Consider the following 25,066-nt stretch of genomic DNA (forward strand, 5'->3'; position numbering starts at 1 on the left):
GACAAGGGCGGTGCTTTCTTAATAAGGCTGCCCAACGAGTCTCAGTAACGAGACACATCGACGTCCATTCGCCTTAAACGGAGTAGATTTAAGACCCATGGCTAAAATCATCGGCATCGACCTTGGTACGACCAATTCCTGTGTCGCCGTCATGGACGGCAAGAACCCGAAGGTCATCGAAAACGCCGAAGGCGTTCGCACCACGCCTTCGGTTGTCGCCATCGCCAGCGATTCGGAACGCCTGATCGGCCAGCCGGCCAAGCGCCAGGCCGTCACGAACCCCGCCAACACCTTCTTCGCCATCAAGCGCCTGATCGGCCGCACCTACAGCGATCCGATGGTCCAGAAGGACAAGGGCATGGTCCCTTACGAAATCTCCAAGGGCCCGAACGGCGACGCCTGGGTCAAGGCTCACGGCAAGGACTATTCACCGCAGCAGATCTCGGCCTTCATCCTGCAAAAGCTGAAGGAAGACGCCGAAGCCTATCTGGGTGAAACCGTCACGCAAGCCGTCATCACGGTCCCGGCCTACTTCAACGACGCCCAGCGTCAGGCGACCAAGGACGCCGGCAAGATCGCCGGCCTCGAAGTCCTGCGTATCATCAACGAGCCGACCGCGGCCGCGCTCGCCTATGGCCTCGACAAGAATGACGGCAAGAAGATCGCCGTCTACGACCTCGGTGGCGGTACCTTTGACGTCTCGATCCTCGAAATCGGCGACGGCGTCTTCGAAGTGAAATCGACCAACGGCGACACCTTCCTGGGTGGTGAAGACTTCGACATGCGCATCGTCGACTACCTGGCCGACGAGTTCAAGAAGGAGAACGGCGTCGACCTGCGTTCCGACAAGCTGGCCCTGCAACGCCTCAAGGAAGAAGCGGAAAAGGCCAAGAAGGAACTGTCGACGACGGCCCAGTACGACCTGAACCTGCCGTTTATCTCGATGAACGCGTCGGGCCCGCTGCACCTGAACCTCAAGCTGACCCGCGCCAAGCTGGAAAGCCTGGTCGAAGACCTGATCGCCAAGACGATCGGCCCGTGCCAGCAGGCGCTCAAGGACGCCGGCCTCAAGGCTTCGGACATCGATGAAGTCGTCCTTGTCGGCGGCATGACGCGCATGCCCAAGGTCGTCGACGCCGTTAAGACCTTCTTCGGCCGCGAACCGCACAAGGGCGTCAACCCGGACGAAGTCGTCGCGCTCGGCGCCGCCGTCCAGGCCGGCGTTCTGCAAGGCGACGTCAAGGACGTCCTCCTGCTCGACGTCACCCCGCTGACGCTCGGCATCGAGACCCTGGGTGGCGTCTTCACCCCGCTGATCGAACGCAACACGACGATCCCGACCAAGAAGTCGCAGGTCTTCTCGACCGCCGACGACAACCAGTCGGCCGTGACGATCCGCTGCTTCCAGGGCGAACGCCCGATGGCCGGCGATAACAAGCTGCTGGGTCAGTTCGACCTGGTCGGCATCCCGCCGGCGCCGCGCGGCGTGCCGCAGATCGAAGTCACCTTCGACATCGACGCCAACGGCATCGTCAACGTCCACGCCAAGGACAAGGCGACCAACAAGGAGCACTCGATCCGCATCCAGGCCAATGGCGGTCTGTCGGACGCCGACATCGAACAGATGGTCAAGGACGCCGAAGCCAACAAGGGCGAGGACGAAAAGCGCAAGGCGCTGATCGAAGCCCGCAACCAGGCCGACGCCATGATCCACTCGACCGAAAAGTCGCTGAAGGAATTCGGTGACAAGGTCTCGCCGGCCGACAAAACCGCGATCGAAACCGCTCTTGCCGACCTGAAGACGGCCAAGGACGGTGAGGACGCCGAAGACATCCGCGCCAAGTCGCAGACCCTGATCCAGGCCTCGATGAAGCTGGGTGAAGCCATGTACGGCCAGGGCGGCGGTGACGCCGACGGCGGCGCCGAGGACTCGAAGGACGACGACAATGTCGTCGACGCCGAGTTCGAGGAAGTCGACGACTCCAAGAAGAGCGCCTAAGAGGCCTCGTCATGAACGCCGGGAATTCCTCTTCGGAGATGTATCGGGCGTTCGCAAATGATGCCAATGCGGCGGCAAGGTTTGACTCCTTGCCGCTGCTGCATCAAAACCTATATCCGACATTGAAAACGACCACGACACCAGGGCGCGCGAAACCCTTTGCGGCCGCAGTGGGAATGTCATCGGGGCGAGTATCATGAGCAAGCGTTGTTATTATGAAGTGCTGGAAGTGGAGCGCAGCGTCGATGACGCCACTCTGAAGTCGGCCTTCCGCAAGAAGGCGATGCAGCACCATCCGGACCGCAACCACGGCGACGACCAGGCCGAGGCGCGTTTCAAGGAAGTCAACGAAGCCTATAGCGTCCTTTCGGATCCGCAAAAGCGCGCGGCCTATGACCGCTTCGGTCATGCCGGCATGAACGGCCAGTCCGCCGGCGGCGGTTTCAACGGCTTTGGCGGTGGCGCGCAGGGCTTCTCCAACGTCGAAGACATCTTCTCCGAGATGTTCGGCGACATCTTCGGCCAGCAGCGCCGGCCATCTGGCCCGCAGCGCGGCTCAGATGTCCGTTTCGACTACGAAATCACGCTGGAACAGGCCTATAAAGGCGCCGACGTCGAAATCACCGTCCCCACCACCCTGACCTGCGAAGCCTGTAACGGTTCGGGCGCCAAGCCGGGCACGCGGCCTCAGACGTGCGGCACCTGCGCCGGCCACGGCCGCGTCCGCACCTCCAACGGCTTCTTCGCCGTCGAGCGCACCTGCCCGACCTGTAACGGCCAGGGCCAGATCATCAAGGACGTCTGCGACGCCTGTAAGGGCCACGGCCAGGTCCGCCACAACAAGACGCTCAATGTCCGCATCCCGGCCGGCGTCGATGACGGTGCGCGCATTCTGCTCAAGGGCGAAGGCCAGGCCGGCGCCAAGGGCGGGCCCAAGGGCGATCTCTATATATTCCTGAGCGTCGCCGAACACGACATCTTTGAACGCGACGGCCTGGACCTGCATTGCTCGATCCCTGTGCCGATGTCGACGGCCGTCCTGGGCGGCGAAATGGAAGTACCGTGCCTGATGGGCGGCGACAATTGCGACGGCCAATGCAAGCTGAATGTCACTATTCCCGAAGGTGCGCAGACCGGCCACAAGGTCAAGCTCAAGGGCCGTGGCATGCCGGGTCTGAACTCCCGTCAGAAGGGCGACCTGATCGTCGAGCTGTTCGTCGAGACGCCCAAGCACCTGACGCCCCGCCAGAAGGAACTGATGAAGGAATTCGCGGCCATCTGCGAAGAAAAGTCCTACGCACAGAGCCAGGGCTTCGTGCACAAGGCCAAGCGCTTCTGGGATGACATCACCGGCGCTGCTGCGAATTAAAGCAGCAGGGTCGCGGACCCTGCACCCGGACTCGCTACGCAGTTTGCAACACCCGCTGGTGCCTCCGGCGGGTGTTGTCACGCCCAGCTGCTCCCCCTTACTCCTCCCTGCGAGCGTCGCAACTGTTTCAACGCAATGGTGTGAGCGGGGAGGGGGACCATTTGCGGAGCAAATGGTGGTGGGGGCCAATATCTCTCCACACCAAACAATTTGACCTGATGCCGCACACGCCCTATCGGACTACGAAACTTTGTAAGGACCGATTATGACCGCGCCGACGCTTCGTTTTGCCGTCAATGGATACAAGGGCCGCATGGGCCAGGCCATCCTGCGTGTGCTGGAAGAAGGCAAGCATTCCATCGCGGCGAAGTTCGACAAGGGCGAGCATCCCAACCTAGTCAAGGCCGACTGTGTCATCGACTTCTCGACCCCGGAAGCGTCGCTTGCCCTGCTGGAAGCCTGCGCCAACGAAGGCCTGAGCCGCCCGCGTCCGCTGGTGCACGTTATCGGCTCGACCGGTTTCACACAGGAACAACTGGCGCGCATTCCGCAATATGCCGACCAGGTCATCATCATCCGCTCGGGCAACTTCTCGCTGGGCATCAATCTCCTGATGGGGCTCCTCAAGCAGGCCAGCGCCCGCCTGTCGGCCGAAGACTGGGATATCGAAATCCTGGAAGGCCACCATAAGCGCAAGGTCGATGCCCCCTCGGGCACCGCTCTCATGCTGGGCGAAGCGGCCGCCTATGGCCGTGGTGTCAAGCTCGAGGACGCCAAGGTTGTCGCCCGAGACGGTATCACCGGCGCGCGCGAGGCCGGCACAATCGGTTTCTCGGTCATCCGCGCCGGCGGCATTGTTGGTGAACACTCGGCTATACTGGCGTCGGAAGACGAAATCCTGACTCTGTCGCATTCGGCCAGGGATCGCACACTGTTCGCGCGGGGCGCCATCCAGGCGGCGATCTGGGGCCGCAAGCAGACGGCGGGCCTCTACGACATGCAGGACGTCCTGGGGTTTTAACAAAAAAGCCGCCTGCGATGCAGGCGGCTTCTTAGATGGAAATGATAGAGCCTCAGGCTTTCTTGGCCTGGAACTTCATCGCTGTCTTGGTCGTGCCGACGACGCCAACAACGCCATAGGCAAACACGTACATCATAATCACCTGGACAATGGCCGCCAGACGGCGGAAATCGGGAATGTGGAGCGGATCGCCAGTCAGACGCGGCAGGAAGATGCTTACCGCATAGGCACCGAGCACGGTCAGAAGCGCCTTAAGCGCCAGACTGTCATTCTTCTGCTGGAAGATGCCGATGACCAGGCCGATCAGCAGGACCAGCATAAGGTTCACAGCGGCCAGGGAGTCCTGAAGTCCGTCGCCGAGCGACAGAATGAAATTCCAGATATCGTTCATGAGTTACCCTCTCAAGGTTCATGTCAGGTTCGGAGATCGGATCGAACCGTCTGGCTCGCCCCACAGGTTAATACCTATTCACCATAAATAATGATTCAATGTGGTTGTCCATGTTCTCCGAACGCAGTTATGGCGCGCGGCGGGTCAGACCACGCGCCATGCGCGATATCCAAATTGAAAACGCTCAGGATTTCGAAGCGATGATAACGGGAATGAGCGGACGGCTCAGGTTCACCGGCATGAAGAGGGCCTTGATCTTTTCGCACAGCCAGATGATCGCCCAGGCAACGGCGAGCAGCACGACGGTCTGGATCTCGGTTTCCATCTGCATGAGGTCGGGCCAGATCGGCTCGGCGCCATAGATCGCGGGCCAGACGGCGACGACCAGCATGGCGGGAATGACGGCAAAGGGCGCCTTCAGCCAGCTTCGTCCCCGCGGCAGGGCAAATCCTATGAACAGGCTGAACACCAGAACCGGCACCAGGTTAAGACCGATCAGCGCGGCCGAGGTGGAATCCACGATGGCCCAGAAAAATTGTACAAACTCGCCCATTTGAAAGTCTTTCAAAAGCGCCGCTGCTTATAAGTCTCTTGAGTGCAGGCGGCGGTACAAACCCGACGTGTCCATTTAAATCCCGGCTACCTGAATTCCCCTTTAGGCGGCCGTTCACCCGGCGTTCATATTCAGGCGGGTTTCAGCTATCAGGGGAATCTCACGATAAGAAATCGATATGGATACGTCAGATGTGAAGACTGAGGCGCTTCGGTGTTGCCGTAAATTGAAATAATGTGGTTATGTGATCACAGATGCGTGTGTCGGGCGAGCGCAATTCATCTTATTGGGGAGTTCCGTGACCAAGGTCAGGGCTTTCGTTTTTTAAAACAGCAGAAACAGCCAGGTGAATTTTCGTTGGGAAATGCTCAGCGGCCGGTTGAGCCGAAGCCGCCACCGCCGCGTTGGGTTTCGTCGAGCGACTCCTGAGCCTGCCACGCAATGCGGGCGTGACGGGCGACGACGATCTGGGCGATCCGGTCGCCGCGGTTGATGACGAAGTCTTCCGAACCCAGATTGATCAGGATGACGCCGACCTCGCCGCGATAGTCGGAATCTATGGTGCCGGGCGAATTCAGACAGGTGATGCCGAATTTCAACGCCAGGCCGGAGCGCGGGCGGACCTGCACCTCATAGCCTTGCGGCACGGCAATCTTCAGGCCGGTCGGCACCAGGGCGCGCGCCAGCGGTTTCAGCGTCAGGCTTTCGCCTTCGGAGATCGCCGCACGCAGGTCGAGCCCGGCGGAACCCTCGGTCTCATAGGCCGGCAGCGCCAGGCCTGCGGCGTGCGGCAACTGCACGACGTGGGCGGTGACTTCGGGTTCGGCGGTCGGGACGACGTGGGCGTTCATGGTGAAACTCGTGGGCTGTTCAGGATTCGCCCTCCCCATTCATGGGGAGGGGGGACCGCCGTCAGGCGGTGGGCGGGGCCAGCACGATCAGCCACAACTCCAATGCTGGAGCTTGAAACACCCGGCGGTCACCCCGCCTACCATTTGCTCAACAAACGGTCCCCCCTCCCCGCAGAGCAGGGAGGGTGTAGTTAAACAGCATCATTTCACGAAACGGCGCGCCGCAAAACCGCCCATTGGAACAGTTAACAGCTAACTGAGGCGCCTGTGGATATAGTCGGCCAGGAAGCTCGCCACATCCGCCTTGGTCTGCCCCGGCACAGGCGTAAAGCCGTCGAGATCGACCAGTGACACTGCATTGCGCGCCGAGCCGAAGACGCCTTCGGAGACATTGTTGGCCAGGATAGCGTCGCAGCCCTTCGAAGCCAGCTTGGCCTTGGCATACTCTTCGAGCGTATTGGTCTCGGCCGCGAAGCCGACCACCAGGCGCGGGCGCATTTCAAGGTGCTTCGACACGGCTTCAAGAATGTCGGGATTCTTGACAAAGGTGACCGACAGTTCGGCATCGGCCGTTTTCTTCTGCTTTTCGGTTGCGGCTTCCTTCGGGCGCCAATCGGCGACCGCCGCGACAGCTATGAACACATCGCACGGCAGGTTGGTATGGACCGCGTCGAACATCTGCTGGGCGGTCTCGACGTCGACGCGTTTGACGCCCGGCGGCGTCGGCAGCGCAACCGGCCCCGACACCAGGGTCACCTCGGCGCCTTCGCGCGCCAGCCGTTCGGCGATGGCATAGCCCTGCTTGCCGGAAGAGCGGTTGGTCAGTCCGCGCACCGGATCAAGGGGTTCGAACGTCGGGCCGGCGGTCAGTACAAACTTCTTGCCTTTCAGGCGCTGGCCGGCGGTCAGGCGCTCCAGGATGGCGGCGAAGATCGCTTCCGGCTCGCTCATCCGGCCAAGACCGAATTCGCCGCACGCCATGTCGCCCTCTTCAGGGCCGACAAACGCCACGCCATCGGCCATCAATTGCGCCAGATTACGCTGGGTCGCCGCGTGGTGCCACATGCGCACGTTCATGGCCGGCGCCATCAGTACCGGCTTGTCGGTCGCCAGAAGGAGGGTCGTTGCCAGATCATCCGCCTGACCCGAGGCCGCCTTGGCCATCAGGTTGGCCGTGGCCGGCGCGACGACGACCAGATCGGCCTGGCGCGACAGCATGATGTGGCCCATCTCGGTTTCATCGGTCAGGTCGAACAGTTCGCCATAGACCTTGTCGCCGGACAGGGCCGCGGCCGTCAGCGGCGTCACGAAGGCTTCGGCGGCCTTGGTCAGGACGACGCGGACATTCAGGCCGGCCTTCTTGATCAGGCGGATCAGCTCCAGCGACTTATAGGCCGCGATGCCGCCGCCGATGATCAGGAGAATGCGCTTGGGCTCGGTCATGAGATGCCTTCCTGTACTCTTTCCGGTCGCGCCGGTGTGTGCCATAGATGGGGTTCAGGGGGCAAGGATGACAGGCGGTTACAAAAGGTTCTTATTGATCGCCGTGTTGCTGGGCCTGGCCGCGTGCGACGCCGGACCGTCAGCCGTGCTCAAGGACGGCGAGGGCAAGGCGGCGTCATCGCCCGTAGCGGCCGCGCCCGTGGAAGTAAAGGAAGCGCCGCCACCTGCCGCCATTCCTGAACAGTCCGCCGAACCCGAACCCGTCCGTCAGAACGCCGATGCGCCCCATTTCGGCAAGCCCCTGCCGATCGCCGCCGATCGCGCCGCCATCACTGCCACGCACTATGGCGACTGGCCGTTGTGGTCGTCCAACCGCAAATACTCGACCGAAGAAAACGCCCGCTATCATTTCGAACGCCACGGTCCGGAATTCGGCGCCAAGTCGTTCGAGGACCATATGGCCATGGTGCACGGCTTTATCCATGCGCCGCCGCCGGGCACCGAAACGCTCAAGCGCAACAATGGTGACACGCTGTTCTACGATCCGAAGGGCAACGTTTTCGCGGTCATGACGAAAAAGGGCGCGCCCCGGACCATGTTCCGGCCCGACGACGGCATGGCCTATTGGAACCGGCAGAAGATCATCGAATCCGAGCGCCGGACGATCCGCAAGGGTGCCGATTAGCGAATCGCCAGCCAGATCATCATGGCTAGCGACAGCACCGACGTCGCCAGCGCGATATAGCCGAGGGTGCGGCTGTGGCGCAGTTCGGCGCGCATGGTGTCGTTGCCGGTTGTAATGATCGTCTCGGTCGCCGGCTCATCCAGCTTGCGGATCAGCTTTTCCAGCAGACGCTTGGCCTCGGTGACCGGCGACAGTTCGCGCGAGATCCAGGCGCGGACGACGGGGCGGGCGGCTTCCCACAGATTGTGCTCGGGATAGATGCGGCGCGCCACGCCTTCGACGCTGACCATGGTCTTTTGCAGCAGCACCAGTTCGGGCCGCAGGTGCATGTCGAACTGGGCGGTGATTTCGAACAGCTGGGTCAGGAGCCGGCCCATCGACACCTCGGTCGCCTTCTGGCCCAGCACGGGTTCGCCGACGGCGCGCAGGGCCTGGGCGAAGCTGTCGACATTGTGGGTGCGCGGCACATAGCCGGCTTCGAAATGGACCTCGGCGACGCGCTTATAGTCGCGCTGCAGGAAGCCCCACAGCATCTCGGCTAGATAGCGCCGCTCCTGCGGGCGCAGCCGGCCGATAATGCCGAAATCGATGGCGATCAGCCGCGCGGGCGCCGCGACGAACAGGTTGCCTTCGTGCAGGTCGGCATGGAAGACGCCGTGGTCCAGCGCCTGCGACAGGAAGGCGCGAATGAGATTGTCGGCGGTTTCCTTGTGGTCCAGGCCCGGCAGCGCCAGGGCTTCGGGCTTGGACAGCGGCGTACCGTCAGCCCATTCCAGCACGATAACGCGGCGCGCGACCTGATGCCACACCACCTTAGGGGCACGCATATAGGGAGTGGCGTTGATGATCTGGCCGATCTCGTCGCAGGCTGACGCTTCCAGGCGCAGGTCGAGCTCGAGCATCAGCGATTGCGCCACCGTGGCGACAAAGGCCTCGGGCTCCAGGCGCCGCGCAACGCTCACGAACTGATGAATGAGCCGCGCCGACAGGGTCAGCATGGCGATATCGGCGGCGATAACCTCTTCGATACCGGGGCGCAGAATCTTGACCGCCACCTTGCGGCCATCGAGCAGCACCGCACGATGCGCCTGGGCGATCGACGCGGCGCCCAGCACTTCGCCGAATTCGCTGAAGATGTCGCCCAAAGGCTTGCCTAGCGCTTCCTCGACCGAGGCGATGGCGACGCGTTCGGAAAACGGCGGCAGGCGGTCCTTGAGGTGGCTCAGGTCTTCGATGAAAGTCTTGCCGAAGATATCGCCGCGCGTCGACAGGATTTGGCCAAGCTTGATAAAGGCAGGCCCCAGTTCCTGAAACGCCAGGGCATAGCGCTCGCCGGGACGCAGGTTGCTGCGGCGGGCGAACAGGGCGCGCAAAAGCCCGGCGACAAAGCGCGGAAAGGGGGGGAGAAGCGGCGACAGTTCCTTAGGGACTAATGCGTCGTGGCGCAGCAGGACAAGGCCCGTGCGGAACATGCGCATCCATGAAGCGAAACTGGCCATCGATCGTGCGAGCTTACGCCCAGCCCTCATGCAGGGCGCAAATGCCGCCCGAGAAGTTGGTGTAGCGGGCATTGCGGAAGCCGGCCGTGGTCATCATGTCCTTCAGCGTCTCCTGGTTGGGGAAGCGCTGGATGCTTTCGACCAGGTACTGGTAGCTGTCGCGATCGTTGGCGACCAGCTTGCCCATCCACGGGATGACATTGAAGCTATAGGCCTCGTAGATCTTGGCCACCGGCGTCGCGGTCGGGTGCGAAAACTCCAGGCAGAAGAAGCGGCCGCCGGGCTTCAGCACGCGGCGGGCTTCGTTCAGCGCCACCTGCACATCGGCGACATTGCGGATGCCGAAGCTGATGATGTAGGCATCGACGCTGGCGTCGTCGATGGCCAGCTTCATGGCGTCGCCGACCGACCAGCTGAGTTCCGGCTCCGTGCCTTTTTCCCGGCCCGCGAGGATCATCTGTTCGTTATAGTCGATGACGCGGATTTCGACGTCCCTGGCGTCATAGCCGCGGCCTTTACGCCGGGCCTTGGCGGCGCGTGCCATTTTCGCCAGGCGGCGGGCGATGTCGCCAGTGCCGCCGGCAACGTCGAGTATGATTTCGCCCGGCTGCGGATTGAGGCGCGCACAGGCGGCGTCCTTCCAGACGTGGTGGACGCCCAGCGATATGACGTCGTTCATCAGGTCATATTTCGGGGCAACGCGCGCGAAGACCTCAGCGACGCGCGACACCTTTTCGCGCGGGTCGAGGTCCCGGAAACCGAAGGGGGAAGTTGCGGTATCGGACATGGCCGCTGTTCTAACGGCAAAAGGTTGAGAATGAAATACGTTTCGCGCAACGCGTCGTGTGACCCAGCGTCGCGGGCAGGGGCACGGCCCCTGCACCCGGAATCGCGACGCAGTTTGTAACGCTGTCAGAACCCGATTTGATTGCCTAATCCGCCTTGTCCGAGGCGCGGCGGAACGGCCCGCGGTATTCTGGATTGTTCCTGCGCCGCCGGTCGGGGCCGACATAGGTGCTCGATTTCACCCAGCCGCGTTCGTTGTTGATGACGCTCTTCATGCGGTCGATCAGCGCCTTGGCGGTCAGCGGCTTGGCGATGATCTCGTTGACGCCGGCGTCGCGCGCCTCAAGCACATGGCGGCGGTCGGTGTGACCGGTCATCATGATGATCGGCACATAAGGGTGTGGGCTGTCCGAACCCTTGCGCAGCAGCTTGGTGAATTCGAGCCCGTCGAGCTGTTCCATCATCAGGTCGAGAATGATGACGTCGGGGCGCCAGTCGCGGACGATTTCCAGGGCTTCGATGCCATCGGAAGCTTCGCGGATCAGGGTAATGCCCATCGACCGCAACATGGTACAGACGATCACTCGCATGTAGTGATTGTCATCGACCACGAGCACCATAACGCGCGCAAATTTGCTCAAGGGGCTTCCGGCTCCGGAAATGGAAACGATTGAAATACAAGGGGACGGAACACATCCCGCATCAAATAACGCGACACTTCTATCTTATTTGACGGAAACGTAAAACAAAGATTGATTCTCACGCAATTCCGCGCTTCTCTCTGCGAAGTTAAGGCGTTGAGGGGCGGCTTGACCCGTGCCCTACAGGCAGGGACTTTTTCCATGATCGACTGGCAAAACAGAACGCTGATCGCGAGCGCGGCGGCGGTGCTGATTTCGGGCTTCTGCGTCGGTTTTCTCACGGCAAAAGCCACCGACGGCATATCGGGCAAGGGTGAGGCTGCGGCGGTCGCGGAGGTGCCCGGCAAGCCGGCGACCGGCCTGTTCGGCAAGGTCCGCGACAAGAATGCCCGCCGCGCCGGTGACGCTAAACCCGCCGGTTTCGATAGCTGGAAGCAGCGCCTCGACACGACAGGCGACACGCCCAAGGCCTGCGTGCAGTTCTCCAGGCCGCTCGATCCCGCAAAGCCTTACGGCGACTTCGTCGTGGTCTCGCCTGCCTTGCCGTCCGCTCCGGCGGTCTCCGCCAAGGGCGACGAGCTGTGCGTCTCCGGCTTCGGCTTTACCGATCGCCGCATCACGCTGCTGAAAGGCCTGCCCGGCAAGGGTGGCGACACCCTCAAGCAGAACCGCGACTTCGACTTCGCCTTTGGTGAAAAGCCGCCCTATGTCGGCTTCAAGGGCAATGGCGTCATCCTGCCGCGCGAGGAAGCCGACGGCGTGGCGATCGAAACCGTCAATGTCTCGGCGCTTGCCGTCGAGGTCTGGCATGTGTCGGACCGCAACCTGGTGCGCAAGAGCGTGTCCGCGCCCGACCCGACCCCTGAGGGCGACTACGACTATTCGTGGGGTGAAGATTCCGCCGACGATATCGGCGTCAAGATCTGGACCGGCAAGATGGCGGTCAAGACGGGCAATGGCGAACGTGTCACGACGGTCTTTCCGCTGGGCGCGGTGCTGAAAACGATGAAGCCGGGCGCCTATGTCGTCAAGGTCCGCGATGGCTCCGGCGGCCGCGACAAGAAGGAATACGACCAGCCGGCCCAGGCGCGGCGCTGGATCCTCTATACCGACATGGCGATGACGACCTACAAGAGTCCGAACGGCATGGACGTGGTGGTACGGTCGCTGAAATCCGCCAAGCCGATGAGCGGGGTCAAGGTCGATCTGGTGGCATCGAACGGCGACATCCTGGCCGAGACGCGATCTAGCGTCGATGGCCGCGCGACCTTCGGTGGCGCGCTGCTGAAAGGGACCGACGCCCTGACCGCCAAGATGATCATGGCCTATGGTCCGAACGACGATTACACGGCGGTCGACGTCCAGCGCACGCCGATGGATCTGACCCAGCATGGCGTCGGCGGCCGTCAGGACGAGGCCGTGGTGACCGATGGCCGCGCCAATGCCCAGGGTGTCGACGGCTTTATGTATACCGACCGCGGCATCTATCGCCCGGGTGAAACCGTCCGTCTGGTCGCCCTGATGCGCGACAACGAAGGCAAGGCCGTCAAGGACCGCAAGGGTGCCTTGATCGTCACCCGGCCCTCGGGCGTCGAAGCCTTCCGCTTCCGTTTCGACAAGACCCAGGACGGCTTTGCCGGCGCCAATATCGTGCTGCCTAAGACGGCGCCGCGCGGCCAGTGGCAGGCGCGGCTGGAGATAGACGGTTTGGAAGAGGCCGCCGGTTCGGCCAGCTTCGCTGTCGAGGATTTCGCGCCTCAGCGCCTGGGCGTCGACGTCGTCGCCGACAGCCAACGGCCTCTGCTGTCGCTGACCGAACAGCGGCCGGTGCGCGTGACAGCGCGCTACCTCTATGGCGCGGTGGGTTCGGACCTGCAGGTGACCGGCGAGGCGCGCATCCGCCAGGATGCCGAACCCTTCCCGGCCTTCAAGGACTACATGTTTGGCGATTCCGCCAAGCCCTTTGAGGAAAAGTACGTCGATCTGCCGTCGGCGACAACGGACGGCCAGGGCAATGCCCTGTTCCCGTTCAATGCCGCCCTGGCCGGCGAGACGTCTCAGCCCTTGATCGTCCAGCTGACCGCCTCGGTCTTCGAGCCCGGCGGCCGTCCGGTCAAGGAAGGCCAGACCTTGAAGATCAAGCCGGCGCCGCTCTATCTCGGCGTCAAGGTCGATCAGAAGGAAGCGAAGTCGTGGCGCGATACGCCGCAGGTGGCGCTTAATGTCATCGGCGTCACGCCGCAAGGCCAGAAGACGGCCGTCAAGGGCGCGGTGGTCAAGCTGATCGCCGAGCACTGGGACTATGACTGGTATATCGCCAACGGCCGGTGGCAGTGGCGCTCGACCCACCGCGACGTTGTGGTTTCCACCAAGACCGTGGATCTCAGCGCCAATACCGGCTTCACGCTGGAACGCGGGCTTGACTGGGGCGATTACCGCCTTGAGGTCGAGGTGCCGGGCAAGGCGCGCAGCTCCGTGCGCTTCGCCTCGGGCTGGGGTTCAGCGCAGAAAGGCACGGACGCGCCCGACATGGTCCGCCTGTCGACCGGCAACCGCAAGTTCAGCCAGGGTGACACGGTCGAACTGACGCTGAAGGCGCCATACAAGGGTGAGGCGCAGATCGCCGTTGCCACCGACCGTATTATCGAGATGAAGACGGTCAGCGTAGGGGAAAACGGCACCAGTGTCCGCCTGAAGACCTCGGCGGCGTGGGGCGGCGGCGCGTACGTGCTGGTGTCGGTCATCCAGCCGCGCGATCCGGTCGAGTCGTCGAAACCGCGCCGCGCCGTCGGCCTGATCTATGTGCCGCTCGACGCCAAGTCGCGCAAGCTGGATATCCAGCTGCCGGGCGGCGATACGCCGTTCAAGCCGCAGGTCGGAAAGGACGGCAAGCGGTTCATCGAAGTGCCGGTCCACATCAAGGGCGCCAAGCTGGGCGACAGCGCCAAGGTGTCTTTGGCGGTCGTCGATCAGGGCATCCTCAACCTGACCAAGTTCAAGACGCCCGATCCGGTCGGCTGGTACTTCGGCAAGCGTGCGTTGGGCGTCGATTTCAACGACGACTATGGTCGCCTGCTGGATCCGAACCTGGCCGCCGCCGCCGACACATTCGGCGCCGACTCGATCGGTGGCGAAGGCCTGACGACGACGCCGATCCGCACCGTCGCCCTGTGGTCGGGCGTCATCGACACCGGCCTGGATGGGCGGGCGGTGGTGCGTCTGCCAATCTCGAAGTTCAATGGCGAGCTGCGTGTCATGGCCGTGGCGTGGACCGACGAAGCCGTTGGTTCCAGCCAGCAGAAGCTGGTGGTGCGTGAGCCGGTCGTCATGGACCTGGCCTTGCCGCGCTTCCTGAATCCCGGCGACAAGGCGTTCGCGACGCTGGAACTGAACAATGTCGACGGCAAGCCCGGCATCTACAAGGCTATCGTCAAGGGGCTGCAAGGGCTGGCGCTGGCGTTCGAAAAGGCGTTCAACCTCGGCAAGGGCCAGAAGGTCATCGAAGCCGTGCCGATGAATGCGCCGAACACGACCGGCATTTCGACGGTCAATATCGCGCTGAACGGTCAGGGCTATGACTTCGTCGACTCGTTCCAGATCCAGACGCGCAACGGCTGGGGTCCGCAGACGCGGGTTTCGGTCGAACAGCAGCCGGTCAATGCCACCTATACGCCGTCGAACGCCCTGCTGGCCGGCCTGCAACCGGGCTCAGCGACGGTCGAGGTCAGCTATTCGCCGTTCCGCAATGTCGATCCGGGCCCGATCGCGGCCTCGCTCAACAAGTATCCTTACGGCTGCACCGAACAGGTGACGTCGGCGGCGATGCCGTGGCTCTATGCCGATGAATCGATCGTCGGCAAGGACCGCGCGCGGCCGTCGGCAGGGGCGTTGAAAATCGCCGTGCAGAAGCTGCTGGACCGTCAGGCCCAGGACGGTGCGTTTGGCCTGTGGCGCGTCGGTGACGGCGATGCCGATGGCTTTATCGGCGCCTACGCCACCGACTTCCTTCTGGAAGCCCGTGCGCGTGGCGCCTATGTGCCGCAGGAGGCGATCGACAAGGCCATGAACGCCATGCGCGACCTGTCGAAACCGCAGGGCTACACTTCGGTCAATTACCGCTTGAGCGCGCCGGAATACTGGTACTGGGGCGGCATTTCGCGGGAGCAGATGACCAAGCAGATGCGCAGCCGCGCCTCGGCCTATGCGTTGTATGTGATGGCCAAGGGCCGATCTGGCGACCTGGCGCGCCTGCGCTGGTATCGCGACGTGCAGTTCGCCGAGGAGCAGTCGCCCCTGGCGCGCGCCCAGGTGGCCGCCGGTCTCGGCATGATGGGCGATCGCGCGCGATCCCGTCAGGCCTTCCGCCAGGCGATCGAAAAGATCGGCTATACGGATCATTATGACTGGTACCAGTCGCCGCTGCGCGACCTGGCCGGCGTCATCGCCCTGGCGTATGAATCGGGTAATGGAGACATCGGCGCCACCCTGATTCCGCGCCTGGAAAACGCCATGAAGAGCCCATCACAGCTCAACACGATCGAGCAGGCCTATATCCTCAAGGCGGCGTCCTACATGCTGAAGGCGGCCGGCAAGACCCGGATCGACGCCAATGGCGTATCAACCCTGCCGGGTAGCCAGAATGTCCAGCGCTTCGGTGTGACCAAGTTCGCCGGCGCCCAGTTCAAGAATACGGGTTCCGGTCCGATCTGGCGGACGGTGACGGTTATCGGGACGCCGGTGGCGCCTCCGGGGGCGGCATCGAACGGGCTCAACCTGTCGAAGGCCTTCTACACCCTGGGTGGCCAGCGTATCGATCCGTCGCAGCTGCGCCAGGGCGACCGCGTCATCGTGGTCATTTCGGGCGGCAGCGACAAGGCGGAGACGCGCCCGATCGTCATCGACGATCCGCTGCCGGCGGGCTTCGAGATCGACTCGACCCTGACCAGCGAAGACACGTCGAACGGGCCGTTCAGCTTTGTCGGCCAACTGACGGGCGCCAAGGCGCAGGAAGCCCGCGACGACCGCTATGTCGCGGCGCTGGATGTGTCGTCGTCGCAGAACTTCAGCGTGGCCTATATCGCCCGCGCCGTGACGCCGGGTGACTACTACCTGCCGGGCGTCGAAGCGAAGGACTTCTACAAGACGGACACGTTCGGCCGCACCAACGGTGGTCGCGTTGTGATTGGGAGAAGGTAAAGGTCGTGGGGCCCGAGGGCCCCACACCCCGATACTCGCCCGCGTGTGAACAGTCTTATTAGCCAATAAAAAAGGGCCCCACTTCGGAGGCTCTTTTTTATTGGCTACCAGGATTATTCGTACCCGGACAAATATATGGGGTGCGGGGTCCGCGACCCCGCGACTTGACCAGCCCAAAACGCAAAACGATGAGAGACCCTGATGGGGCGCAATGGCCCCTAGAAACGCAAAACGGAGACCATTGGGGGGCAATGGTCTCCGTCGCATGCCACCGGTTTCGAGGGGGGGGATGATCCCGGTGACGAACTTGTAGGCTCAGGTTTACCTCAGAGAGGAAAACGACTCGTTAATACGAGTCACCGCCTTTCCTCCTAAGTAAACCTTTCTGCTGGTAAGGCAAGTGTGCAGCGCAAAAAAATCGATCACACTTACTTGAACAGCTTGGCCCAGTTGGGCTTGGTGCGATTTTTCCACGCGCCACGGTGGTAAGCATCCGAACCGATCAGCGGCACGACAGTGGTGGCTTCAGCGAAGACCATCTGTTCATAGGTCGTCGAAACCTTGCCCCACGAGGCGGCTTCTTTGAGCGTCGACGATGAACACGCACCGTCACGAACGTCAGCCACCGTGATCTGCACGGCATACTTGTGCATATCTGCTTCAATACCGAGGATTTCGGCGCAGACAACTGTGTCCTGGGCGAAGTTCTTGGGCACGCCGCCACCGACCATGAACAGTCCGGTGGTGCCGGCCGCGATCTTGATATCCGTCAGTTCACGGAAGTCCGCCACGGCGTCGATCATCAGGTAAGGCTTGCCTTCCTTGATGCGCTCCTTCTGGTGCTTGACCAGGCCGAAACCGGCCGACGAGTCGACAAAGGCGGGGCAGAAGATCGGCACGCCTTCTTCGTAGGCCGTCTGAATCAGCGAGCCAGGCTTCTTGGCATTGCCTTCCGACAGCCACTTGCCCATTTCCCAGATGAATTCGCGCGAGGAATAGCCGCGCGGCTCCAGGCGGTTGCAGATCTCGAGGATCGTGTGATCGCAGGCCTGAAGCTCTTCTTCGTCGATATAGGTGTCGTAGATGCGGTCGATATAGTTGTCGCGCAGCACATTGTCGTCGACCGGGCCGGCGGCCTGATAGTGCTTGAAGCCAAGCGCTTCGAAGAAGTCCATGTCGACGATCGAGGCGCCGGTGGCGACGACGGCGTCGATCATGCCGAACTTCACCATGTCGCGATAGACGTGCATGCAGCCGCCGGCCGAAGTCGAACCGGCCAGGATGAGCCACGGCGAGCAGGACTTGTCTTCCAGCGCCATATTGAAGATGTCGGCGGCGCGAGCGGTGTCGCGCGACGAGAACGACATCTTGCGCATCGAATCGATGATCGGGCGGGCGTCGTACGAGGTGATGTCAACGTGCTCGACGGTTTCTGCGAGCAGGCTGGCCTTCATGTTGGATTGCGGCTTGGTTTCAGCGTTCATCTCTTGATCCTTTAAGAAGAGGAAAAGGTGGACGCCCGTCATTTCCCCTTGACCCCCCAGACGGTGCGATGGGGAGGGTAACTTTGAACCGGAGGACAGGCCTCCGGAAGCGCGGCCCCTATAGCGGATAGGCGCCGCCTTGGCAAACAAAGCTTTTATAAAGAAGGGTTAGGCTTTCGCTTTGACCCGCTTCTTGCCGCGCTTGCCGCCCTTGGGACGGTTCAGGCGCACGACCTTGTTGTCGTCGGCTTCGAGCAGGCCGCGCGGATTGTTGATCGAACGCGGACCCAGTCCGAACAGCGACGCCATCGGCGCGTCATCCAGGAAGACGGTCTCCGTCTCGCCATAGCCATTGAAGCGCGTGCCCATGGTGACGCCATAGGCGCCCAGCATGCCGATTTCGACGTAATCGCCTTCTTCGACATCGGCCGGCAGCCAGAACGGGCCAGGCATGCTATCGATCGAGTCGCAGGTCGGACCGTAGAAGCGGAAGGGCTTCAGCGTGTCCGACTCGGCGTCGTCCTGGCGATGCAGGCGCACCGGGAAGGGCCACTTGGCGTGGGTAGCATCGAACAGGTTGCCGTAGGAGCCGTCATTGAGGTAGAGCGCGTCACCCTTGCGCAGCTCGACCTTGGTCAGGACCGAGGTCGATTCCGCCACCAGCGCGCGGCCGGGTTCGGCCCACAGCTGGGTTTCCTCATGCACCTTCATTTCGTCGAAGGCGCGGTTGATGACGTCCATATATTCGGACAGAGCCGGCGGCACCATGCCTGGATAGACCGATGGGAAGCCGCCGCCGACATCGACGACGTCGGCAAAGACGCCGGCGCGGACTAGGCTGCGCGAAGCCGCCGCCATGGCGGCAGCGTAAGCCGTCGGGCGCATGCACTGCGAACCGACGTGGAAGGATACGCCCATCAGGCCGGAGGTCGCCTGACGCGTCGCCATCAGCAGCGACGGCGCTTCGTGGCTCTGGGCGCCGAACTTGTTGGTCAGCGGCAGGTTGGAGCCTTCACCCGACGTCGCCAGGCGAACAATCAGGTTCAGGTCCCTGGCGTTGCCGGTGGCCTGGAGGATCTTGGCCAGCTCTTCGTGGGTATCGAGGCTGAAGGTGCGCACGCCGTAGTCGAAATAGGCCTGCGCAATGGCGACGCGGCTCTTGACCGGGTGCATGAAGGCCAGGCGCGCCGACGGCAGGGTCGAACGGACGAGCTGGACTTCATTCAGCGATGCGACATCGAAGGAGCGCACACCCGCGGCCCACAGGGTTTCCAGCACCCATGGCGACGGGTTTGCCTTGACGGCATAAAAGACATCGCCTTTGAAATTGGCCTGGAACCATTGCGCCGCAACAGTTACGGGCGCACGACGCACGAGGGCGACGGGACGTTCCGGAGGCTGCTTGCGGACCAGGTCCAGGGCGGAAGTGTATTGATCCACTTCGGTACCCCGATTGATAGTGTTAAACCCAGACCGGCGTTAGCAGCGTTGCGATGAACTCTAGGGGTCCGCCGGAAGAAGGCCACATATAGGGATATTCACTTCTATGTAAAGAGCCAATTTGCGGCTGTAACTATCGTTGTTCAGCAACGCGGTTAATCCAGGTGGTAATCTGTTCAAGCGCTGACGGAGCAATGGTTTCGTCAATGTCGCCGTATTCGGCTGGAGAGCCGGCTTTTGCGGTCTGCAAAAGGTGGTTAAGTCCTGGCAGCTCGCGGATATCGGCACGGGGGTTGTTCTTGAGCGCTTGCCGGATCGCTGCCAGGTTTTCCTTGGCGGGGACCTGCAAATCCAAAGAGCCATTCAATACCAGTATGGGCTGGCGGACTTTTGCTAGTGTGTTTGCCGGATCATTGGCCAGGAACTGACGCATCCACGGCGTCGTGGTCGATCCCGGCAGGCTTTTGGCTTCACCGGCATCAATGACCTTGTCCTTCAGGCCCTGATCGACAACCGCCTGAACCCGCGTGCGGGCGACAACAGGGTCCGGTGAGGAGAGGGCGGCGGCGTACAGCTTTTCATCGAAGGCCTGCCGCTTGGTAATGTGGTCCTGCGGTGTGCCGTATGACGCCGACACCAGCGGGGATTGCAGCAGAAACAGCCTGTCTCCGCGCACGCCGGGCCCGGCGATCACGGCGACATAGGCGGTTTTGGCATTTCTGACTGCGACGGCCGGGGCGATGATGCCGCCTTCGGAATGGCCGATAATGCCGATCGATTCAACCTTCACCTCGGGTTGCTGCGACAGCCAGTTAAGCACCGCCTCGGCGTCATCGGTGAAGTCGTTGGTTGTGGCCATGCCGTAATTGCCGGTTGATTTTCCGGCGCCACGTTTGTCGTAACGCAAAACGGCCACGCCCTGACGGTTGAGCGCATCGGACAGAACCTGAAAAACCTTATGACCCTCAACGTCTTCATCGCGGGTGTTCGGGCCGGTCCCTGAGACGAGGACGATGGCCGGGAAGGGACCCTTGCCGTCTGGCACACTATAAGTGCCGGCCAGACTGATATTACCGGATGACGGGATGGCGACATCGCGCTCGGCGTAGGGGCGGGGACCGGCGTTGATGGCGTCTTCCTGTGGCCGTTTGCGCACTTTCAGCGCCAGGTCTTCGGGCGTAGCGCGGCGAAAAGCCAGCGGGTAGGTCTGCCCCAATGTCAGCTTACCCGCCCAGATATTTCCGGTAGAATCCCAATCGCCGTCATAGCTGAGTTCCAAACGCGCGATGGCAAAACGCAAACGCTGTCCGTCGGAGGTGATCGTGTCGAAGGCGGTCACATTGCCGTTGGGCGTGCGCAGAGTCCCCGAATAGGCACCCGCAGCGTCCTTATCGATATGGACAATGACCTTGAAGCCGCTGTCCATAGAGCCGATCCAGTCGCCGGCAGCCTCTTCCGCAATGACCATGCCGGGAAGGCTGGTGGCCAGGAGCGCGCACAGGAACAGAAAGGCTTTCATCCGTAGATCCTCATTATCGGACCGACAGACAATGGGAAAGATGCAGGAGGAGCAAGTTAATTCTTGCTCATCCTCAGGCACTAAAATTCAATTGTCCGACAATAGTGATTGAGGTACGCGGATATATGGCCTAGTTTCGCGAAAAAACAGGGAGACACGATAATGCGCAACCTTCTGACGGCTGTGATGGCGGGTATATTGCTGGCAGGGTCGGCCATGGCCGCCGAACCGGCGAAGACATGGACGTCTGATAATGGCAATGGCACCTTTACCAACCCCCTGTTTTACGATGAGTTTTCCGATCCTGACCTCATCCGCGTCGGCGACGACTATTATATGACCGGCACGACCATGCACGCCATGCCGGGCGTGCCGATCCTGCATTCCAAGGATCTGGTCAACTGGACTTTCCTGACCTACGCGATGGACAAGCTGGACCTGGGGCCGCAATTTCGCCTCGAAGACGGCAAGTCCATCTACGGCCAAGGTATCTGGGCGCCCTCTTTCCGTTATCATAACGGCACCTTCTACATCTTCAGCAATGTCAACGGCCAGAAGACGCAGCTGTTCACCGCCAAGGACCCCAAGGGGCCATGGACGCGGCAGGAGATGAAAAAGTCTTTTCACGATCTGTCGGTGCTGTTCGATGACGACGGCAAGGCCTATGCCATCTGGGGCTATCAGGGCATTAAGATGGTGCAGCTGACCGACGACCTGCTCGACGCCGTGCCTGGCACCGAGCGCGAAATCATCCCGGCCGGCGCCGGCATGGGCGAGGGCGTCCATTTTTATAAACTCAATGGCAAGTACTTCATCACTTCGGCCTGGTACGAAGGACGAATGAAGATGCCGGCGGCGCGCGCAGACAGCATCTGGGGGCCCTACGAGGTCAACAAGGCCATCAGTATCGATGAGGATTTCGGCCTGATGCAAGGCTATCGCCTGGCCGATATTTGGGGCCGCAGCGATGCGGGGCCATTTACGCTCAATCCACCCAATCCGGCGCCCGATGGCCGCATGTCCCTGCACCAGGGCGGCATCGTCCAGGGTGAAAACGGCGAATGGTGGGGTTTTTCGATGATGGACTATAACTCCGTCGGACGCTTGACAGGCCTGTCGCCAATCACCTGGAAGGATGGCTGGCCCTATTTCGGGCTGCCAGGCAATCTGGGGCGGACACCGCGCACCTGGGTCAAGCCGGCGTCGAAAACACCGCAGGCGCCGCACGCTCCTTATGAACGTAGTGACGACTTTTCAGGCAGCAGCCTGAAGGCGGTATGGCAATGGAACCATGTGCCGGTCGACGGTCAGTGGTCGCTGTCGGCGCGGCCGGGTTACCTGCGGCTCAATACCTTGCCAGCGGACACGTTCTGGCAGGCGCGCAACACCCTGACCCAGCGCGCCATCGGGCCGCAATCCCAGCCAACCGTGGTGCTGGACGCGTCGGGTTTAAAAGACGGCGACGTGGCGGGCCTGGCCCTTTTGAACCGGCCCTACACCTGGATCGGCATCGAGAAGACGGCCAACGGCTTCGCGGTCGCGCGGTATGATCAGTCGACCGGCGAGACGGTGCGTGTGCCAGTGAAAGCCACACGCGTCTGGCTACGCGCCAACGCTAATTTCCTGACGGAAAGAGCGCAACTGTCATGGTCGGCCGATGGCAAGACGTTCACGCCGTTGGGGCCGGAGTTCACCATGGCCTTTCAACTCAAGACCTTCCAGGGCGTGCGTTACAGCCTGTTTGCATATAACACGTCGGGCGTTGCCGGCGGCCATGCCGACTTTGACGCCATTACGGTCCTTGAGCCGCATCCTAACGGGCTAATGCGGCCGATCCCGGTCGGCAAGACGATCACCCTGACCTCCTATGGCGCCAAGACCGGATTATCGGCCAACGGCACAAAGGGCCTGCCCGCGGGCTATGCGGTGGAAGATATGGGGCTCGGCCGGGTCGCGTTGAAAACGAGTGGCGGCTACGTAACGGTCGGGGCGGATGCCAGCGTCAGCCTGTCCGCCGGCACGCCGGGGACTGCGCAAAGCTTTCAGTGGATCGAAACGCCCTATGGCGAACTGGTCCTGATGTCGCTTGTCACGAACCGCTTCCTGCGCATCGATCCGGCGACGGGAGCGGTCAAGGCCGACAGTCCAGGGCCGCAGTCGGACGGCAAGGATGGCGTGCGGTTTACCTGGAAATAGGTCGCGCACGACAGGCCGGTAACAAGACAATCGACAGCGGGTTTTCGACACATCCTGTTGCGAAGCCAGACACCTTGGGTTATCGAGGCGTAACGCGTTTCAAGGCGTGTGACGCAGGATTTTTCAGGAAAGCGGTCATGGTACAGTTGGTCACGGTTTTCGGCGGTTCGGGCTTTGTCGGCAAACAGGTCGTGCGGGCACTCGCGAAACAGGGCTGGCGTATTCGTGTGGCCGTGCGCCGCGCCGTCGAAGCCTATGATCTCAAGCCGGCCGGCGATGTCGGCCAGATCCAGGTCACGCGTTGCGACATCCGCAAGGAATCGGACATCGCCAGGGCGCTGGAAGGCGCCGACGCCTGCGTCAACCTGGTCGGCGTCATGTACCAGAAGGGCGGCCAGAGCTTCGACGCCATTCACCGTCATGCCGCCAGCAATATCGCCGCGGCCTGTGTGGCACGCGGCATTCGCAACCTGGTGCAGATCTCGGCGCTGGGCGCCAAGCCCGATTCGTCATCAAGCTATTATGCCAGCAAGGGGCGCGGTGAAGAGATCGTGCGCCGTCACGTGCCGGACGCGGTGATCTTGCGTCCGTCGGTGATCTTCGGCAATGGCGATAGCTTCTTCACCCTGCTGGCGTATCAGGTGAAGATGTTCCCGGTCCTGCCGGCAATCGATGGCGCCAACACGAAGTTCCAGCCGGTCTATGTCGCCGATGTCGCGGCTGCCGTGGCGCGGACGCTCGGCAACGAAAAGGCCTACGGTCAAACCTATGAGCTGGGCGGTCCCGAAGTCTTTGCTTTCAAGGACCTGCTGCGTTATGTCGGCAATGAGGTGATGAACCCGCGCCCGCTCGTCTATCTGCCCGGTTTTGCCGCCAGCCTGATCGGTGTCGGTGGCGATATTCTTGGCGCGATCACGCCACTGACGCCGTTCCTGACCTCGGACCAGGTGCTAATGCTGCAGACCGACAATACGGTGTCCAAGGGCGCCAAGGGCCTGCGCGACCTCGACATCGCGCCGACGGCGGTGGAATCGATCGTGCCGACCTATCTGTGGCGCTTCCGCAAGAATGGCCAGTTCGCCGTTCCGGCTTAAACCAAAGAAAAAGCCCGGCCTAAAGGCTGGGTTTTTTCTTTGGTATCAGTAAGGTTTTGTGGGGTCACGACCCCACACCCCATAAGTTTAAAACCCGAGCTGCAACAGCACCAGTCCGATCACGCCGACCGCGACGCGCCACACTGCAAAAATGCCGTAGCCATGCTTTGAAACAAAGTCGAGCAGAGCCTTGACGACCAGCAAAGCCGTGACAAAAGCCGCGATAAAGCCGACCGCCACCAGGCCGATATCGGTGAAGTCCATCTGCTTGTAGGTCTTGAAGACATCGTAGGCAAAAGCGCCGGCCATGGTCGGCATGGCCAGGAAGAACGAAAACTCCGCCGCCGCCTTCTTGTCGACCTTGCACAGCATGGCGCCGATAAGCGTCGAACCCGAACGCGACATGCCCGGGATCATGGCAAGGCACTGGAACAGGCCAATGGTCAGCGCCGTCTTCCAATCGAGCCGCATCGCATCGTCCTTGGTCGGCGTCGGCGCGTACTTGTCGACTGCCCACAAAAGTATACCGCCGACAATCAGGCTGATGCAGATGACCTGTGGCGTTTCAAACAGCACGCCCTTGATGAAGTCGTGCAGCAATACGCCCAGCACCATGGCCGGCAGAAAGGCGACCAGAACGGAAATGACGAAGCCGCGCGATTTCGGCTCGGTCGGCAGGGTGACAACGACGTTCCAGAGGCGATTGAAATAGAGGCTGAGCAGGGCCAGGACAGCGCCCAACTGGATCAGGACTTCGAAGGTCTTGCCCGTCGTGCCGAACTTGAGGAAGTGGGTGAGCAGAAGCAGGTGGCCTGTCGAAGACACCGGCAGGAACTCGGTCATGCCTTCGACAAAGCCCAGAAACGCCGCGATCAGATAGTCCATGCCGACCCCTTCAA

At 61.9% G+C, this 25,066-nt stretch carries 18 protein-coding genes; 7 read left to right on the top strand and 11 right to left on the bottom strand.

Annotation, left to right across the window (positions count from 1 at the left end; translation table 11 throughout):
- Positions 1-97 precede the first annotated feature (97 nt).
- The 3 genes from dnaK to dapB all read left to right on the top strand — a co-directional run bounded on the left by dnaK (position 98) and on the right by dapB (position 4,389).
- A complete protein-coding gene (gene dnaK / locus J2X24_RS12830; protein ID WP_209722126.1) occupies positions 98-1,999 on the top strand; it encodes a molecular chaperone DnaK in 1,902 nt (633 codons plus the stop codon).
- Positions 2,000-2,195: 196 nt separating this feature from the next.
- Positions 2,196-3,368 (top strand): molecular chaperone DnaJ, encoded by a 1,173-nt coding sequence (dnaJ, locus tag J2X24_RS12835; protein WP_209722128.1) that lies wholly within the window; start codon positions 2,196-2,198, stop codon positions 3,366-3,368.
- 265 nt (positions 3,369-3,633) lie between these two features.
- Complete coding sequence (dapB, locus tag J2X24_RS12840; RefSeq protein WP_209722130.1) at positions 3,634-4,389, top strand: 4-hydroxy-tetrahydrodipicolinate reductase; 756 nt, start codon at positions 3,634-3,636, stop codon at positions 4,387-4,389.
- Between the two features lie 52 nt (positions 4,390-4,441).
- Here dapB and J2X24_RS12845 read toward each other — a convergent pair whose 3' ends face one another.
- The 4 genes from J2X24_RS12845 to coaBC all read right to left on the bottom strand — a co-directional run bounded on the left by J2X24_RS12845 (position 4,442) and on the right by coaBC (position 7,627).
- On the bottom strand, positions 4,442-4,780 hold the full coding sequence (locus tag J2X24_RS12845; protein WP_209722132.1) for a hypothetical protein: 339 nt from the start codon (positions 4,778-4,780) through the stop codon (positions 4,442-4,444).
- Between the two features lie 184 nt (positions 4,781-4,964).
- Positions 4,965-5,333 (bottom strand): hypothetical protein, encoded by a 369-nt coding sequence (locus tag J2X24_RS12850; protein ID WP_209722133.1) that lies wholly within the window; start codon positions 5,331-5,333, stop codon positions 4,965-4,967.
- Between the two features lie 368 nt (positions 5,334-5,701).
- The gene (gene dut / locus J2X24_RS12855; protein WP_209722135.1) at positions 5,702-6,184 is read right to left on the bottom strand and encodes a dUTP diphosphatase; all 483 of its coding nucleotides are present in this window, start codon (positions 6,182-6,184) and stop codon (positions 5,702-5,704) included.
- 252 nt (positions 6,185-6,436) lie between these two features.
- Complete coding sequence (gene coaBC, locus J2X24_RS12860) at positions 6,437-7,627, bottom strand: bifunctional phosphopantothenoylcysteine decarboxylase/phosphopantothenate--cysteine ligase CoaBC (protein ID WP_209722137.1); 1,191 nt, start codon at positions 7,625-7,627, stop codon at positions 6,437-6,439.
- Between the two features lie 67 nt (positions 7,628-7,694).
- Here coaBC and J2X24_RS12865 point away from each other — a divergent pair, with 67 nt between their 5' ends.
- The gene (locus tag J2X24_RS12865; RefSeq protein WP_209722139.1) at positions 7,695-8,312 is read left to right on the top strand and encodes a hypothetical protein; all 618 of its coding nucleotides are present in this window, start codon (positions 7,695-7,697) and stop codon (positions 8,310-8,312) included.
- Here the strand turns inward: J2X24_RS12865 and ubiB are convergent.
- The 3 genes from ubiB to J2X24_RS12880 form a co-directional block, all read right to left on the bottom strand.
- Positions 8,309-9,811 (bottom strand): 2-polyprenylphenol 6-hydroxylase, encoded by a 1,503-nt coding sequence (gene ubiB / locus J2X24_RS12870; RefSeq protein ID WP_209722141.1) that lies wholly within the window; start codon positions 9,809-9,811, stop codon positions 8,309-8,311. The genes J2X24_RS12865 and ubiB overlap by 4 nt on opposite strands.
- Before the next feature lie 13 nt (positions 9,812-9,824).
- Positions 9,825-10,598 (bottom strand): bifunctional demethylmenaquinone methyltransferase/2-methoxy-6-polyprenyl-1,4-benzoquinol methylase UbiE, encoded by a 774-nt coding sequence (ubiE, locus tag J2X24_RS12875; protein WP_209722143.1) that lies wholly within the window; start codon positions 10,596-10,598, stop codon positions 9,825-9,827.
- Positions 10,599-10,743: 145 nt separating this feature from the next.
- A complete protein-coding gene (locus tag J2X24_RS12880; RefSeq protein ID WP_245344673.1) occupies positions 10,744-11,238 on the bottom strand; it encodes a response regulator in 495 nt (164 codons plus the stop codon).
- A gap of 201 nt (positions 11,239-11,439) precedes the next feature.
- Here J2X24_RS12880 and J2X24_RS12885 point away from each other — a divergent pair, with 201 nt between their 5' ends.
- Positions 11,440-16,434, top strand: coding sequence for an alpha-2-macroglobulin family protein (locus tag J2X24_RS12885; RefSeq protein ID WP_209722145.1), 4,995 nt, complete (start codon positions 11,440-11,442; stop codon positions 16,432-16,434).
- A 428-nt stretch (positions 16,435-16,862) separates the two neighbouring features.
- Here J2X24_RS12885 and J2X24_RS12890 read toward each other — a convergent pair whose 3' ends face one another.
- The 3 genes from J2X24_RS12890 to J2X24_RS12900 all read right to left on the bottom strand — a co-directional run bounded on the left by J2X24_RS12890 (position 16,863) and on the right by J2X24_RS12900 (position 20,877).
- Entirely contained in the window at positions 16,863-17,918 is a 1,056-nt protein-coding gene (locus J2X24_RS12890) for a 1,9-bis(guanidino)-5-aza-nonane synthase (protein WP_209722147.1), read from the bottom strand.
- Positions 17,919-18,086: 168 nt separating this feature from the next.
- Entirely contained in the window at positions 18,087-19,358 is a 1,272-nt protein-coding gene (locus J2X24_RS12895; RefSeq protein ID WP_209722150.1) for a type III PLP-dependent enzyme, read from the bottom strand.
- A gap of 133 nt (positions 19,359-19,491) precedes the next feature.
- Positions 19,492-20,877: an alpha/beta hydrolase family protein gene (locus tag J2X24_RS12900; protein WP_209722153.1), complete on the bottom strand. Its 1,386-nt coding sequence runs from the start codon at positions 20,875-20,877 to the stop codon at positions 19,492-19,494.
- Positions 20,878-21,039: 162 nt separating this feature from the next.
- On the opposite strand from J2X24_RS12900, the gene J2X24_RS12905 reads away from it, so the two are divergent.
- The gene (locus tag J2X24_RS12905; protein WP_209722155.1) at positions 21,040-23,073 is read left to right on the top strand and encodes a glycoside hydrolase family 43 protein; all 2,034 of its coding nucleotides are present in this window, start codon (positions 21,040-21,042) and stop codon (positions 23,071-23,073) included.
- Positions 23,074-23,210: 137 nt separating this feature from the next.
- A complete protein-coding gene (locus J2X24_RS12910; protein WP_209722158.1) occupies positions 23,211-24,167 on the top strand; it encodes a complex I NDUFA9 subunit family protein in 957 nt (318 codons plus the stop codon).
- Between the two features lie 87 nt (positions 24,168-24,254).
- On the opposite strand, the gene J2X24_RS12915 is transcribed toward J2X24_RS12910, so the two are convergent.
- On the bottom strand, positions 24,255-25,052 hold the full coding sequence (locus tag J2X24_RS12915; protein WP_209722162.1) for an undecaprenyl-diphosphate phosphatase: 798 nt from the start codon (positions 25,050-25,052) through the stop codon (positions 24,255-24,257).
- Between the last annotated feature and the right edge of the window lie 14 nt (positions 25,053-25,066).

This window comes from Asticcacaulis solisilvae, from assembly GCF_017875235.1.
Taxonomy (GTDB): Bacteria; Pseudomonadota; Alphaproteobacteria; order Caulobacterales; family Caulobacteraceae; genus Asticcacaulis; species Asticcacaulis solisilvae_A.